We start from the raw sequence: 15322 nt of genomic DNA on the forward strand, positions 1-15322 counted from the left end.
ACGACTCAGAGGCGCTCGGGGCGGAGGGCGCGCTTGACGCGCTCGACGGTGTTGGCGGGCGGCGCCTCGTTGTAGACGCCGGCGAGCTCCTGGCCGGTGAGCCCGTGGATGGCCGCCATGATGGCGTCCGTCGCCTGGCGCCGTGCGCGTCCCGACTCCGCCGGACCGAAGGTCGACACGTCGATCGGCTGCCCGAAACTCACTGTGATGCGGTGGATCTTCGGGATGCGCGCGCCCACGGGCTGCATCTGGTCCGTGCCGATCAACCCGACCGGGACCACGACGGCGCCGGTGGTCAGCGCGAGCCAGCCGATGCCCGTGCGACCGCGGTAGAGGCGCCCGTCGAGCGACCGGGTCCCCTCGGGGTAGATGGCGAAGGCCGCCCCGGTGTCGATGATGCGCTTGGCCTGGTCGAGCGCCTCCTGCGCCGCGGCCCCGGCGCCCCGCTTGACGCCGACCGCGCCGATCGCCGTGAAGAACGCGCGCGAGACGCGTCCCTTCACACCGGTGCCCTCGAAGTAGCTCGACTTCGCGAGGAACTGCACGCGCCGCGGAGCCGTCATCGGGATCACCACCGAGTCGATGAACGACAGGTGGTTGCTGGCGAGGATGACCGCGCCGTGCTTCGGGACGTTGCGCTTGCCGATCACGCGCGGCCGGTAGACCAGCTTCAGCAGCGGCGCCATGAGGATGCGGCCGGCGAAGTACAGCGCGCCGGGCCTCTTCACCTCGGCGACGCCATCGTCGGGTTCGTCGATGCTCATCCCTTCGAGGGTAGGCGCGGACGTATGCCGGAGGCGGCATGCGCGCCGGTCCGGCGCGTCACGGCTCCAGCGGTGTGCCGAGCGTGCAGCCGAATCCGCCCCGGTAGACGAGGCAGCCGTCGACGAACCCGGTGTAGCGGACCGCGAGCGGCGAGCCGAACCAGGCGCTGTAGAGCCGCGAGAAGTTGAGGTTGCCGTAGGCGGAGCACGCCCCGCCGGGACCCTTCGGCGCCTTCAGCGTCTCGCCGTTCGGCTGGTAGGGCGTGTAGTTGTACAGGTTCGCGGTCGCCTGGTTGAGGATCGTCACCGTGCTCGCGCCGCAGGCCGCATCCGGGTGGTACTGGATAGTGTTGCCGCCGATCTTGTACCGCCAGTCGCGGGGGTGCACGGTGTACTCGCGGAACTGCCACGCCGCCCGGTACACCTGGTTGAAGAACCCGAAGTAGCGGGTGTCGCAGGCGGCCGTGTCGGGGCACGCGTACCCGGTGGCCCGCTGGTAGCCGGAGGCGCTGGGCGTCGTCAGCAGCGACTGCTCCTTTTGCAGAAGCACGAGCAGCACGCGCGGGCTGACCGTGCAGGCGTGGGCGACTCGCGCGATGATGCTGCTCGCGCGCTCGTTGCGCTTCGGCGCGATCGCCGTGCACCGCTCGGCGGAGGCCGGCTGAGCGGGCACGTCCATCCGGAAGTCGGACAGACAGGGGGAGTCGTCCTTCGGATGGCACGAGCGCTGCTCCAGGAAGTCCTGGATCTGGGCCGCGGTCATCGCATCCGGGTTGAAGAAGCTGTCATCGCTGATGATGTAGCCCGGATAGAACGGCGCCGGGGGTTCCGCAACGGCCGCCGCGGGCACCAGCGCGAGCGCCGCCGCCGCGGCGGACGCGGCGGCGATCAGCCGCAGGCGGGGGAGCCGCACCGGTCGGGCCTCAGCGCGTGGTCTTCAGGATGTCGATCACGAACACCATGGTGTCGGTGGCCTTGATCTCTCCGGAGCCCGCCGAGCCGTACCCGTCGGCGGGCGGGACGATCGCGATCACCTGCGAGCCGACCTTCTGGCCTTCGAGCGCCTTCTTGAATCCTGCGACGACGCCGGTGGTCTGGAAGGAGGCGGGCGCGCCGCGGCTCCAGCTGGAGTCGAACATCTCGCCGTTCCGCCACAGGACGCCCTTGTACTGCACCGTCACCGTGTCGCCCGGCTGCACCGTCTCGCCGTCGCCCTGCTTGAGCAGCGCGATCTTGGTCTCCGTCGGCGGGTCGGCCTTCGGGATGGTGATGGCCGGCTCGCCCGTCTTGGTGTTGAGCTTCACGGTCGGGAATCCGGCGGTCGGGGCGACCGGCGTGCCGTCGGCGCGCGTCGGGGTCAGCGAGACCACGTCCGCGACGAAGACGACGCTGTCCTTGGTGGTGAGGCCCAGCTGCGAGAGGTCCTGGTTGCCGAAGGCGTCCTTGGCCGGTGCCGTGAGCACGACGCGCGACCCGGTCGGCAGGCATTCCACCGCGCGGACGAGGCCGGGCACGTACGCCTTGTCGTTCACCTGGATGGTGGCAGCGGCGGAACCGTCGAAGCCCTGCGGCGCCGTCAGCTCCTTGCCCGTCGTCCCGTTGTAGGCGGCCAGCGCGATGTCGACGCTGGAGCCGCCCTTCGCCTCGGCCCCGTGACCCGTGATGACGACGGTGCGCTCCACGTCGGTGGTCTTGAGCGGCGCGTCGAACGTGACCTTGGGGGTCGCGCGGTAGTCGCCGGTCACCTTCACCGACTTCGACGCCGTGCCCGACTTGACGTTCTGGCACGCGTTCGCGGCGGGGGTCGACGTGGCGGCGGGAGCGGCGGAGCTGCAGCCCGCGAGTCCGGCGACGAGGAGGGCGGCCGACGCGGTCGCGGTCAGGGCCTTGAGAGAGGTACGCACGGTCGTCCATCCTGCCCTATCAGCCTCGGCCGAACCTGAGCGGCGGGAATGGGTCGGCTGGATGCGCCGCCTACGATGGATCCATGACCCGCGAATTCACCGTGCCCCAGTCCCGTCACCTGGTCACCGAGCTGCCCGGCCCGCGCTCGGTCGAGCTGCAGCAGCGGCGGGTCGCGTCGGTCAGCCGGGGCGCGGGCACGCTGGCCAACATCTACATGGATTCCGGCTCTGGCGCGATCCTGGTGGATGTGGACGGCAACCGCCTGATCGACCTGGGATGCGGCATCGGCGTCACCACGATCGGCCACGCGCACCCGGCCGTTGCGGCGGCCGCCGCCGAGCAGGCGTCGAAGCTCACGCACACGCTCTTCACCGTGACGCCGTACGAGAACTACGTCGCGGTCGCCGAGAAGCTCGCCGAGATCACGCCCGGCGACTTCGAGAAGCACAGCATCCTGGTCAACTCGGGTGCGGAGGCCGTGGAGAACGCGGTGAAGATCGCCCGCAAGTTCACCGGCCGCCGCGCGATCGCGACGCTCGACCACGCCTTCCACGGCCGGACGAACCTGACCATGGCGATGACGTACCGCCCCTGGCCGGAGCGCGCCGGCATGGGACCGTTCCCCGGCGAGATCTACAGCCTGCCGATCAGCTACCCGTTCCGCGACCCGGAGGGGATGACGGGCGAGGAGGCTGCCGAGCGGACCATCGACTACATCCGCACGCACATCGGGGCGACCGAGCTCGCCGCCCTCTTCGTGGAGCCGATCCAGGGCGACGGCGGCATCATCATCCCGGCGCCCGGCTATTTCGCCCGGCTCTCCGAGTTCTGCGCCGAGAACGGCATCGTGTTCGTCGCCGACGAGATCCAGGCGGGCATCGGCCGCACCGGCACGTGGTACTCCATCGAGCACCACGGCGTCGTCCCGGACCTCGTCACGAGCGCGAAGGGCATCGCCGGCGGCTTCCCGCTCGCGGCGGTGACCGGCCGCGCCGAGATCATGGATGCGGTCCAGCCCGGCGGCATCGGCGGCACGTTCGGCGGCAACCCGGTCTCGACGGCGGCGGCCCTCGCGGTGTTCCAGGCGTTCGAGGACGAGGACCTGCTCGCCGAGGCCCGGCGCGTGGAGAAGGCGCTGTGGGCGCGCATCGGCGACTGGGCGGACCGCTTCCCCGTGGTCGGCGAGGTGCGCGGCAAGGGCGCGATGTTCGGCGTGGAGCTGGTGAAGCCCGGGACGAAGACCCCGAACCCGGAGGCGCTCAAGGATGTGCTGGCGCACGCCACCCGCAACGGCGTCATCCCGCTCGACGCGGGCAGCTGGGACAGCGTCCTGCGGCTCCTGCCGTCGGTCGTCATCAGCGAGGAGCTGATCGACGACGCGGCGACGGTGCTGGAGGAGGCGCTCGGCCGCCTGGGCTGAGCAGCCCCGGCGGGCGACGGCTCTCGTACGATGGCCTCGTGCGCAGAGTCATCATCCTCGGGTCCACCGGTTCCATCGGGACGCAGGCGCTCGACGTCATCGCGGCGAACCCGGACCGCTTCCGCGTCGTCGGCCTGAGCGCCGGGCGGAGCGCCGACGAGCTGGCCGCGCAGGCGGAGCGCTTCGGCGTGGTCGACACGGCGCTGGGCGCGGCCGACTCCGAGCTGCTGGTGCGGTCGGTGGAGGCGGATGTCGTCCTCAACGGCATCACCGGCTCCGTGGGCCTCGGTCCGACGCTCGCCGCGCTCGAGACGGGGGCGATGCTGGCGCTGGCGAACAAGGAGTCGCTGATCGTCGGCGGCGGGCTGGTGAAGCGCGCCGCGGCGCCGGGTCAGCTCGTGCCGGTCGACTCCGAGCACTCGGCCATCGCGCAGGCGCTCCGCGCGGGGTCCGCCGGGGAGGTCCGGCGCCTCGTGCTGACGGCGTCGGGCGGCCCGTTCCGCGGTCGCTCCCGCGAGTCGCTGCGCGACGTCACCCCGCAGCAGGCGCTCGCGCATCCCACCTGGGACATGGGGCTCGTGGTGACCACCAACTCCTCGACCCTCGTGAACAAGGGCCTCGAGGTGATCGAGGCGCACCTGCTCTTCGACGTGCCGTATGACCGGATCGACGTCACCGTGCACCCGCAATCCGTCATCCACTCGATGGTGGAGTTCGTGGACGGCTCGACCATCGCGCAGGCGTCCCCTCCGGACATGCGCCTGCCGATCTCGCTCGGCCTCGGCTGGCCGGACCGCGTCCCCGACGTCGGCGTGCCGCTGGACTGGACCGCGTCCCACACCTGGACCTTCGAGCCGCTCGACGACGAGGCGTTCCCCGCGGTCGCCCTGGCGAAGCGCGTCGGGATGGCCGCGGGCACCTACCCGGCCGTCTTCAACGCCGCCAACGAGCAGGCGGTCGCGGCCTTCCACGCCGGGGCGATCGGCTACCTCGACATCGTCGGGACGGTGGAGCGGGTCGTCGACGCCCACGTGCCGGCGGGGGAGCTCACCCGCGAGTCGCTCGCCGAGTCGGAGCGCTGGGCGCGCGCGAAGGCCGACGCGCTCATCGCGGCCCGCTGAGCGCGGGCGCCGCGCCAGACGCGCCGGCCGATCGTCGGAGAAAGGTGTCCAAATCTCCGACACAGCGCTCTCTGGAGGGAGATCCGGAGGGATTTGCGCTGAATTTCCGACGGTCGCGCGCAGATCTCCGACGATAGGGGACCGGACGGAGGGTGCAGCCTGCGCACGCCCGGACGCCGGCCGTCGGCCGCCTCGACCTTTCCCCACCGGCCGATCGTCGGAGAAAGGTGTCCAAATCTCCGACACGGCGCTCTCTGGAGGGAGATCCGGAGGGATTTGCGCTGAATCTCCGACGGTCGCGCGCAGATCTCCGACGATAGGGGACCGGACGGAGGGTGCAGCCTGCGCATGCCCGGACGCCGGCTGTCGGCCGCCTCGACCTTTCCCCACCGGCCGATCGTCGGAGAAAGGTGTCCAAATCTCCGACACAGCGCTCTCTGGAGGGAGATCCGGAAGGATTCGCGCTGAATCTCCGACGGTCGCGCGCAGATCTCCGACGATAGGACGCGGGACGCGGACGCGGAACGCGGGACGCGGGACGGGAGCGCGAGGCGCGGGTCGCCGCACTCCGGCGTCTCCCAACTTCCCAGCCGCGGCATAGCGCGCACCGGGCGGCTTCGCGGCCAGCTCCAAGGCGTACGCCGCTAGCCTGAAGCCGTGGATTCCGTGCTCCTGTTCGTCCTCGGCGTCGTCATCATCCTGATCGGCGTCGCTCTGTCGATCGCGCTGCACGAGATCGGGCACCTGGTCCCCGCCAAGCTGTTCGGCGTCAAGGTGACCCAGTACATGATCGGCTTCGGCAAGACGCTGTTCTCGTTCCGGCGCGGCGAGACCGAGTACGGCGTGAAGGCCATCCCGCTCGGCGGCTACATCTCGATGATCGGGATGTTCCCCCCGGGCAAGGACGGCGGCCGCGGGCGCAACGCGACCACCGGGTTCATGCAGCAGATGGTGCAGGATGCGCGCGTCGCGAGCTCCGAGACGGTCGCCGTCGGCGAGGAGGAGCGCACCTTCTACCGCCTCCCCGTCTGGAAGCGCATCGTCATCATGTTCGGCGGCCCGTTCATGAACCTCCTGATCGGCGTGCTGCTGTTCGGCGTGCTCCTGATGGGCTTCGGCGCGCCGCAGAGCTCCACGACCGTCGCGACGGTCAGCCAGTGCGTGCTGCCCGCCGGGAGCACCGCGAAGGCGTGCCCGGCCGACGCGACCCAGGGGCCGGCCGCCGCCGCTGGGCTGAAGCCCGGCGACACGATCGTGAGCATCGACGGCACCCGGATCACCAGCTGGGACCAGTCCACCGCGATCATCCGGAAGTCGGCCGGTCAGACGCTCACGGTGGTGCTCAGCCGCGACGGCGAGCAGCGGACCGTGCAGGTCACGCCCGTCGTGAACAAGGTCGCCAAGACCGACGCGAACGGCGCGGTCGTCAAGAACGCGGCCGGCGGCATCGAGACGCTGACGGTCGGGTTCGTCGGCATCGGCCCGGTCGCCAAGCTCGTCCCGCAGCCCATCACCGCGGTGCTCCCGGCGGTGGGCGCGCAGACGGGGGCCGTCGTCAACGTCTTCGCCCACCTGCCGCAGCGCATGGTCGACGTCTGGAACGCCGCCTTCGGCTCGGCGCCGCGCGACCCGAACGGCCCGATCAGCGTCGTCGGCATCGGCCGCGCGGCGGGGGAGCTCACCGCGCTCGACGGCGTCCCGGTGGTGGACAAGGTCTACACGATGATCGGGATGCTCGCCTCGCTGAACATCGCGCTGTTCGTGTTCAACCTGGTGCCGCTGCTCCCGCTCGACGGCGGCCACATCGCCGGCGCCCTGTGGGAGGGACTGCGGCGCACGTTCGCGAAGCTGTTCCGCCGCCGCGACCCGGGCCCGGTCGACATGGCCAAGCTGATGCCGCTGACCTTCGCCGTGGTGATCGTGCTGGGCGGGATGAGCGTCCTGCTGATGTACGCCGACATCGTCAAGCCGGTCAACCTCTTCGGCTGACCGGGCGCACGGGTCGCGCGCACCGGGTGCCCAGCCGACTCCCACGCAGCCGCGTAGGATTGGGGACGTGGCAGCAATCAATCTGGGGATGCCCAAAGTCCCCGAAACCCTCGCCCCCCGTCGCAAGTCCCGCCAGATCCGAGTGGGCAAAGTGCTGGTCGGCGGCGACGCCCCGATCAGCGTGCAGTCGATGACCACCACGCCGACGACCAACATCAACGCCACGCTGCAGCAGATCGCCGAACTGACGGCCTCCGGCTGCGACATCGTCCGCGTGGCCGTCCCGAGCCGCGACGACGCCGAGGCGCTGCCGATCATCGCGAAGAAGAGCCAGATCCCGGTCATCGCCGACATCCACTTCCAGCCCAACTACGTCTACGCGGCGATCGACGCCGGGTGCGCGGCCGTCCGCGTCAACCCGGGCAACATCCGCAAGTTCGACGACCAGGTGGGGGAGATCGCACGCCGCGCCAAGGCGGCGGGCGTCTCGCTGCGTATCGGCGTGAACGCCGGATCGCTCGACCGCCGCCTGCTCGAGAAGTACGGAAAGGCCACCCCGGAGGCGCTCGTCGAGTCGGCCGTCTGGGAGGCCAGCCTGTTCGAGGAGCACGACTTCCACGACTTCAAGATCTCGGTCAAGCACAACGACCCGATCGTGATGGTGAAGGCGTACCGGATGCTGGCCGAGCGCGGCGACTGGCCGCTCCACCTCGGCGTCACCGAGGCCGGCCCCGCCTTCCAGGGCACCATCAAGTCGGCCACCGCGTTCGGCATCCTGCTGGGCGAGGGCATCGGCGACACCATCCGCGTGTCGCTCTCGGCGCCGCCGGCGGAAGAGGTCAAGGTCGGCCTGCAGATCCTGCAGTCGCTCAACCTGCGCGAGCGCAAGCTCGAGATCGTCTCCTGCCCGAGCTGCGGTCGCGCGCAGGTGGACGTCTACTCGCTCGCCGACAGCGTCACCGAGGGCCTCCAGGGCATGAGCGTTCCGCTGCGCGTCGCGGTCATGGGCTGCGTCGTGAACGGCCCCGGAGAGGCCCGCGAGGCCGACCTCGGTGTCGCGAGCGGCAACGGCAAGGGCCAGATCTTCGTCAAGGGCGAGGTCATCAAGACCGTGCCCGAGTCCGAGATCGTCGCGACGCTCATCCAGGAGGCCAACCGCCTCGCCGACGAGATGGCCGACCGCCCGTCGGGCGAGCCGACGGTCAGCGTCGGGGCTCACTGACCCTCAGGGCACACTGAACCGTCAGGGCTGACGGACCGCGTCGGACGGCACCGGCTCGAAGGCCACCCGTCCGGTCCCGATGTCGGCCGCCATCACGCGGAGACGGATCCGGTCGCCCGGCTCGACGCCGTCCCAGCGCGGCGTCGACGCGGTGACGGCCGGCTCGTCCAGCTGCACCAGCACGGTCCCGTTGCGCACCGCGAGCACCGTCGCGCCCAGCTCCGCGCCGATGCGCGAGCTGAGCAGCGCGGCCTCCACCCGGTCCACGGCGCCCGCCTCGACCTGAGCGGCGAGGCGGCTGGAGGCGCCCATGATCGACGGGAGGGTGCCGAGCGACGTCCGCGCCCACTCGGGCACCGGACGTCCGCCGCAGAGCGCCTCGCAGATCACGAGGCCCCAGCGGTCGACGAGCCGCCGCAGGGGCGCGGTGACGTGCGCGTACGGCGCGGCGATCGCGGCCTGCTGCGGGTCGTGCGGCGGCTCGCCGTCGAACGCCACGTAACCGGCGCCACGGAACAGCGCCGTGGCCGCCTGCAGCACGGCCGCCGCCAGCGGGTGCACCGGGTCGAGCGTGCGCAGGTAGGCGCCGTACGGCATCCCCTCGGCCCACGGCAGGCCCAGCGCGACCGTCTGCGCGCGGAAGGTCTGGAACGCCTCGTCGGTCGGCGCGGGCATGGTCCGCAGGATGCCGACCCGGCCCTCGATCATCAGCTGCGCCGCCGCCATCCCGGTCAGGAGCGACAGCTGCGCGTTCCACTCCTCGACCGGGAGCGGCGCGCGCCGCTCCAGGGCGTAGGTCCCGTCGCGCACGACGACCTCCTCGTCGGGCGTGTTGAGGCTCGCTCCGCCACGCTCGCGCTCGCACGCGATCCTGGCCTCCCCGATCTCCCGCAGCAGCGCGAGCTCCGGCGGCGCGCTCCCGTCGTCGAGCGCGGCCTGCGCCTCCTCGTAGCTCCAGCGGCGGCGCGAGCGGATGCGCGCCCGCGACACGTGCGCGGACGTCTGGTGGCCGTCGCCGTCGAGGGCGATCTCCCAAACGAACGCACCGCGCACGACGTCGGGGAGCAGCGAGCCGGCGTCCTCGCCGATGACGTCGGGGTGGAGGGGCACGCGTCCGTCCGGGGCGTAGATGGTCTGCCCGCGGCCGCGCGCCTCCTGGTCGACGGCCCCGTCGGGCGCGACCAGGGCGGGGACGTCCGCGATCGCGTACCGCACCAGGAAGCCGTCGCCCGCGCGCGAGAGGTGCATCGCCTGGTCGAGGTCGGTGGACCCGGCGGGGTCGATGGTGAGGAACGGCAGGTCCGCCGCATCGGCGTCCGGCAGCGGATGCGCAGCCGCGGCCTCCTGCGCCTCGGTCTCGACGGCGGGCGGGAAGGCCTCCGGCAGCCCGAGCTCCTGGCGGAACGCGGCGAGCGATGCGGCGAGCGGTGCAGCCGCGGGGGAGGCGGCGACGCGGGTCCTGCGGTCGGGCATGCCGCCACCCTAGTCTCCGTGGCCGTGCCGCCTTCCGGCTCCCCTTAACATGGAACGGTGCCTACACGCCTGAGCAACTACTTCCTCCGCACCCTCCGTGAAGACCCCTCGGACGCCGAGGTCACCAGCCACCGCCTGCTGGTGCGCGCCGGCTACATCCGCCGCCAGGCGCCGGGCATCTTCGCGTGGCTGCCGCTGGGGCTGCGCGTGAAGGAGAAGATCGAGCGGATCATCCGCGAGGAGATGGCGGCCGCCGGCGCCCACGAGGTGCACTTCCCCGCGCTGCTGCCGCGCGAGCCCTACGAGGCCACCGGCCGCTGGGAGGAGTACGGCGACGGCATCTTCCGCCTGCAGGACCGCAAGGGCGCCGACTACCTGCTCGCGCCGACGCACGAGGAGGTCTTCACCCTGCTCGTGAAGGACCTCTATTCGTCCTATAAGGACCTGCCGCTGACGATCTTCCAGATCCAGGACAAGTACCGCGACGAGGCGCGCCCGCGTGCCGGCCTCCTGCGCGGCCGCGAGTTCACGATGAAGGACGCGTACTCGTTCGATGCCACGGATGAGGGACTCGACGCGAGCTACATGGCCCAGCGCGAGGCCTACGAGCGGATCTTCACCCGGCTCGGCCTGTCGTACGTCATCGTGCAGGCGGATGCCGGAGCGATGGGCGGCTCGCGGTCGGAGGAGTTCCTGCACCCGACGCCCGTCGGCGAGGACACCTTCGTGCGCTCGCCCGGCGGGTACGCCGCGAACGTCGAGGCGTTCACGACGATCGCGCCTCCCGCGCGCTCCTACGAGAAGCTGACGCCCCAGGAGGTGCTCGACACCCCCGGGTCGCCGACGATCCAGACGCTGGTCGAGGTGGCGAACGAGAAGCACCCGCGTCCGGACGGGCGCGCCTGGACGGCGGCGGACACGCTGAAGAACGTGGTCCTGGCCCTGACGAACCTCGACGGAACCCGCGAGCTGGTCGTCGTCGGCCTGCCGGGCGACCGCGAGGTCGACCTCAAGCGCGCCGAGGTGGCCTTCGCGCCCGCCGAGGTGGACGCCGCGACCGACGACGACTTCGCCAAGAACCCCGGTCTCGTGAAGGGCTACATCGGCCCCTGGTCGGCAGACGGCCCCGTGCTGGGCGAGAAGTCCGCCACGGGCATCCGCTACGTGGTCGACCCGCGCGTGGTCGACGGCTCGGGATGGATCACAGGCGCCAACATCGAGGGCAAGCACGTCTTCGGCCTGGTCGCCGGCCGCGACTTCTCGTGGGACGGGGTGGTCGAGGTCGCCGAGGTCAAGCCCGGCGATCCCGCGCCGGACGGGTCCGGACCGGTGGAACTCGCCCGCGGCATGGAGATCGGCCACGTCTTCCAGCTCGGCCGCAAGTACGCCGAGGCGCTCGGCCTCAAGGTGCTCGACGAGAACGGCAAGCTCGTCACGGTCACGATGGGGTCGTACGGCATCGGTGTGACGCGCATCCTCGCCATCCTCGCCGAGGAGAACAACGACGACCGCGGGCTGGTCTGGCCCGAGTCGATCGCTCCGTTCGACGTGCACGTCGTCGCCACCGGTCGCGACCAGGTCGCCTACGACCTGGCCGAGGAGATCATCGGCCAGCTCGAGGACGCCCGGCTCGACGTGCTCTACGACGACCGGCCGAAGGTGTCGCCCGGTGTGAAGTTCGGCGACGCCGAGCTGATCGGCGTGCCGCGCGTGCTCGTGGTCGGTCGCGGCGCAGCCGATGGCGAGGTCGAGCTGTGGAACCGGCGCACCGGCGACCGGCGCACTCTGCCGGTGGCCGAGGCGGTCGCCGAGCTGACGGCCTAGCCCCGGTCGGAGCGGGCCCGCGCCGCGGGCACGGCGCCTCAGCCGGACCTGAGCCGGTCATTCGGAGTTCAGCCGGACGAGGCGTCGTCGCCCGCGATCTCGACGTGGATGCGGCGCATGTCCTCCACGAGGGAGCCGATCAGCACCCAGTGGCGCGGGTCCGGCGTCGCGACCGTCAGGGGCGCGGTGAGCACCGGGATGCCCGCCGTCTCCGTGCCGGGCTCGGCGACCGGCTCGTCCGGGTCGCGCGCCAGCAGCCGCAGGTCGTGCGCGGCGCGGTGCAGCTCGTCGGCGATGGCGTGGATGGTCGGCTCGCCGGCGAGACTGTCGTCGTAGTGGTCGTGGTAGGCCCGCGTCATCCCGAGCGTGCGGTTGATCAGCGGGCGGAGGCTGTCGAACAGTCGCTGGTCGTGCTCCAGGTAGACGCGGTGCTTGCGCTGGCGTGGGTTCAGCGACAGGCTCTCGTCCGCGGCGGTGATCGCGCTCTGCGCCTTGGCCTCCATCGGCCGCAGCAGCCGCGCCTCGATGAGCAGCGCATCCAGTTCGCCCCGGGTGTGCCGGGTGGTGAGCGCGTCGGCGAGCCGGTCGAGCGTGGACGCGATCTCCGTGCCGACCGCGACCACCGCCTCCCGGGCCGGGGCGGTGAGCACCGGGGGGACGATCGCGACGTTGACGATCACGCCGACGGCCGCGCCCAGCACCGTCTCGACGATCCGGGCGAGGGCGTACTCGGGGTCGGAGGCGCCGATGGCGAGCACGAGCATGGCCGTGATCGGCACCTGGTTCGCCGTCCCGGGGGTGAGCCTGAGCGCCCAGGCGAGCAGCACCGAGACGACGACCGCCAGGAGCACGATCCAGCTGTTGGTGCCGAAGGCCAGCCCGATCAGGTAGGCGACGACGACACCGCCGATCACACCGAGGGAGCGCTCGATCGCGCGCCCCACCGACTGGTTGACGCTCGGCTGCACGACCAGCAGGGCCGCGATCGTGGCGAAGATCGGCAGTTCGCCGTGCACGAAGACGCTCGCCACCGCCCACGCGACGATCATCGCCACGGCGGTCTTCACCACCTGGAGGAACGGGGCGCGCGTGGACGTGCGGATGGTGGCGGGGAGCGCGATGCCAGCCGGGAGCCGGCGGGAGGTCGAGCGGGTGCGTGCCACCCTTCAACGCTACCCGGCGTACCGGGCGTAGGCCGAAGCGGCCCTCTCGAGGCGCGCCCGGCGGGCGCCGCTCAGCTCGGCGAACGGGGCGGGGACGACGCGGGCGCCGTCACGGCGCCACGTGCCCACGATGCGGCCGCCGGCGACGATGATCGGCTGGAAGATGCCGTTCCCGCCCGGCACGATGAGCTCGGCGTGCTCGTCGTCGAGGATGGGGGAGCGGTCCTGGTAGCCGAGGAGGTACTCGTCGAACGCGGGCAGGAGGTGCACCGCCTCCTTCTCGGCGCGGGTGGCGGGGGTGGCCGCTGCGCGGTCGGCGAGCTCGGACGTGACGAGGTACTCGGCTCCGTCGCACTCGATCGCCGTGAGCGCGTCGCCGAGCTCCGCACGGGCCGCCTTCGCGGCGCTGATCGTGCCCTTCATCCACCAGACGAAATCGCGGATCGTCGCCGGGCCGTGACCGGTCAGGTAGCGGAGCAGGAATCGCGTGCTCGCCTCGTCCGCTCCGATCGCGGGCGGGGCGGGCGCCCACTCGTCGAGCAGGACGAGCGCCTGCGCCAGCGTGCCGTTCGGGCCGCGGACCACCGGGCCCCAGCAGAGCAGGCCGGTCTGGGAGAGGAAGTAGATGAGGTGATAGCCGCGCTGACCGGAGGTGCCGATCCCGGCCGACTCCCACAGCTCCATCAGCTCCGCGCGCCCGATGCGGCCGCCGCCCTCCAGTGCGCCGGTGACGACATCGGCCGCGCGCGCGAAGTCGGCGGCGGTCAGCGAGAGCTGCTCGTGCCGACGTGCCAGACCGGCGACCATCCGGTCGGTCGTGACCGAGAGCATCCAGCGCAGGTCGTCCGGCGGTACGAAGTGCAGCGTCCCCCGCATCGGCCAGGAGCGGATGATGCGGCCGGCGTCGAGCTCGGCGAGGACGTCGTCGCGTGTGGCACGGTCGGTGCGCACGGCGAGAGCCCAGCTTCCCGCCGCGAAGTCCTGGCCCTGCAGGGCGAGCAGCCGGCGCGCCACCCCGGCCGGATCCTGTTCGCGGGGGCCGTCGATCGCCTGCGCGAGCCGGCGCATCCGGAGCAGGTCGGCGCGGTTCGCGTGCGCGATGGGGCCGGAGGACATGGCACCAGCCTGGCAGACGCCACCGACACGTCGGTGCCCGCTACGGCAGGAGTCCGAGCTCCGTCAGCTGCTCGCTGAGACCGGCGCCGTCCGGCGCGTACACCCAGGGCGTACCGGAGAGCTCCCGGTGCTTGTCCGCCTTCGACCGGCCACCGGCGAGCACCGCCTCGCTGTTCGACAGCTGGCGGATGGCGACGGCGGCGACGTTGTCGGGATGCGCGACCGTGAACTCGCCGTACAGGTCTTCGTCGTGCTGCCCGTCGTCGCCGATCAGCAGCCACTTCAGCCCCGGGAACTCCTGCGCCAGCCGTTCGAGGCTGGTGCGCTTGTGCTCGCGGCCGCTGCGGAACCAGCGATCGTGTGTGGGCCCCCAGTCGGTGAGCAGCAGCGGGCCGGCCGGGAAGAGGTTGCGCGACAGGAACCGGGTGAGCGTCGGCGCGACGTTCCAGGCGCCCGTCGACAGGTAGACGACGGGTGCTCCGGGATGCGCGGCGGAGAGCCGCTCGAGGAGGACGGACATGCCCGGGGTGGGGACGCGCGCGTGCTCGTCGAGCACGAAGGTGTTCCAGGCGGCGAGCAAGGGCCGGGGGAGCGCCGTCACCATGACGGTGTCGTCGACGTCGGAGATCACGCCGAAGGTGGCCTTCGGGTCGAGCACGAAGACCGGCGCCTCGAACACGCGCGTCGACTCCGCGGTGGACAGGCGAACGATGTGCCACCCGGGGGAGAGCTGCACCGGGACCACGGAGTCGATCACGCCGCCGCGGTCGGTCGTCACCTCGTGACGGTCGCCCTCGATCTCGACCGTGACCGTCGTCTCCGCGAGCGGCACGCTGATGAAGGAGCGCCAGCCGCGGATCGACTCCTCGCGCCTGCGGTGCAGCCGCTCGGCACGGCTCCCCGGGCGCGGCTCCTTGGCGAGCACGACGCGGCCCAGGATGCGCACCCACGAGGGCGAGCCGTAGCCGGTGTACGGCACCACCGTCGCCAGGAAACCGCGTTTGCGGGCCCGGCGGGCGCGGAAGTCGTGGAACGCGTCCTCGATGCGGGCGGCGCGGTGCATGATCGGCTCGACCGCCGCGCCGCGACGGACGATGGGGTCGCCGGAGACCTTGTCATGGCGCGAATCGGAAGAGGGCATCTAAGGCATTTTCTCACGGAGTGAACGTGCACACGAATGCATCCCCCAGATCTGGGGGACTGTTTCTGCGGCGCGTCGAAGGGTATTCCACAGCGGAAGTGAGGTTTCCACGAATATGATCGTCTGAGTGCGACGGTGATCCTGTCGCCGGGCTGGGGACCCGAAACACCGCCTTGTTCGACTG

12 protein-coding genes are annotated in these 15322 nt (G+C 71.6%); 5 read left to right on the top strand and 7 right to left on the bottom strand.

Annotation, left to right across the window (positions count from 1 at the left end; all coding sequences use genetic code 11):
- Window positions 1-5: 5 nt before the first annotated feature.
- The 3 genes from J2W45_RS03700 to J2W45_RS03710 are packed head-to-tail and all read right to left on the bottom strand — an operon-like array spanning window position 6 to window position 2668.
- Window positions 6-764 carry a lysophospholipid acyltransferase family protein gene (locus J2W45_RS03700; protein WP_310129102.1) on the bottom strand — a complete coding sequence of 253 codons (759 nt, stop codon included), beginning with the start codon at window positions 762-764 and terminating at the stop codon, window positions 6-8.
- 58 nt (window positions 765-822) lie between these two features.
- Window positions 823-1677: a hypothetical protein gene (locus J2W45_RS03705; protein ID WP_310129103.1), complete on the bottom strand. Its 855-nt coding sequence runs from the start codon at window positions 1675-1677 to the stop codon at window positions 823-825.
- Between the two features lie 10 nt (window positions 1678-1687).
- On the bottom strand, window positions 1688-2668 hold the full coding sequence (locus tag J2W45_RS03710; protein ID WP_310129104.1) for an FKBP-type peptidyl-prolyl cis-trans isomerase: 981 nt from the start codon (window positions 2666-2668) through the stop codon (window positions 1688-1690).
- An 83-nt stretch (window positions 2669-2751) separates the two neighbouring features.
- Between J2W45_RS03710 and J2W45_RS03715 the strand changes: the two genes are divergently transcribed.
- The 4 genes from J2W45_RS03715 to ispG all read left to right on the top strand — a co-directional run bounded on the left by J2W45_RS03715 (window position 2752) and on the right by ispG (window position 8421).
- Window positions 2752-4089 (top strand): aminotransferase class III-fold pyridoxal phosphate-dependent enzyme, encoded by a 1338-nt coding sequence (locus tag J2W45_RS03715; protein WP_310129105.1) that lies wholly within the window; start codon window positions 2752-2754, stop codon window positions 4087-4089.
- A gap of 38 nt (window positions 4090-4127) precedes the next feature.
- Window positions 4128-5210: a 1-deoxy-D-xylulose-5-phosphate reductoisomerase gene (locus tag J2W45_RS03720; RefSeq protein ID WP_310129106.1), complete on the top strand. Its 1083-nt coding sequence runs from the start codon at window positions 4128-4130 to the stop codon at window positions 5208-5210.
- A 666-nt stretch (window positions 5211-5876) separates the two neighbouring features.
- Window positions 5877-7199 carry a M50 family metallopeptidase gene (locus tag J2W45_RS03725; RefSeq protein WP_310134897.1) on the top strand — a complete coding sequence of 441 codons (1323 nt, stop codon included), beginning with the start codon at window positions 5877-5879 and terminating at the stop codon, window positions 7197-7199.
- 88 nt (window positions 7200-7287) lie between these two features.
- Window positions 7288-8421 carry a flavodoxin-dependent (E)-4-hydroxy-3-methylbut-2-enyl-diphosphate synthase gene (ispG, locus tag J2W45_RS03730; protein ID WP_310134900.1) on the top strand — a complete coding sequence of 378 codons (1134 nt, stop codon included), beginning with the start codon at window positions 7288-7290 and terminating at the stop codon, window positions 8419-8421.
- Window positions 8422-8442: 21 nt separating this feature from the next.
- On the opposite strand, the gene J2W45_RS03735 is transcribed toward ispG, so the two are convergent.
- The gene (locus tag J2W45_RS03735; RefSeq protein ID WP_310129107.1) at window positions 8443-9894 is read right to left on the bottom strand and encodes an RNB domain-containing ribonuclease; all 1452 of its coding nucleotides are present in this window, start codon (window positions 9892-9894) and stop codon (window positions 8443-8445) included.
- 57 nt (window positions 9895-9951) lie between these two features.
- On the opposite strand from J2W45_RS03735, the gene J2W45_RS03740 reads away from it, so the two are divergent.
- A complete protein-coding gene (locus J2W45_RS03740; protein WP_310129108.1) occupies window positions 9952-11718 on the top strand; it encodes a proline--tRNA ligase in 1767 nt (588 codons plus the stop codon).
- 68 nt (window positions 11719-11786) lie between these two features.
- Here the strand turns inward: J2W45_RS03740 and J2W45_RS03745 are convergent, their stop codons facing one another.
- Genes J2W45_RS03745 through J2W45_RS03755 form a run of 3 tightly spaced genes read right to left on the bottom strand, consistent with a single transcriptional unit; the run spans window position 11787 to window position 15138 of the window.
- Window positions 11787-12881: an FUSC family protein gene (locus J2W45_RS03745; protein WP_310129109.1), complete on the bottom strand. Its 1095-nt coding sequence runs from the start codon at window positions 12879-12881 to the stop codon at window positions 11787-11789.
- Window positions 12882-12890: 9 nt separating this feature from the next.
- Window positions 12891-13997 (bottom strand): winged helix DNA-binding domain-containing protein, encoded by a 1107-nt coding sequence (locus tag J2W45_RS03750; RefSeq protein WP_310129110.1) that lies wholly within the window; start codon window positions 13995-13997, stop codon window positions 12891-12893.
- A 40-nt stretch (window positions 13998-14037) separates the two neighbouring features.
- Window positions 14038-15138: an App1 family protein gene (locus tag J2W45_RS03755; RefSeq protein ID WP_310129112.1), complete on the bottom strand. Its 1101-nt coding sequence runs from the start codon at window positions 15136-15138 to the stop codon at window positions 14038-14040.
- Window positions 15139-15322: the final 184 nt, after the last annotated feature.

The organism is Leifsonia shinshuensis (assembly GCF_031456835.1).
Lineage (GTDB): Bacteria > Actinomycetota > Actinomycetes > Actinomycetales > Microbacteriaceae > Leifsonia > Leifsonia shinshuensis_C.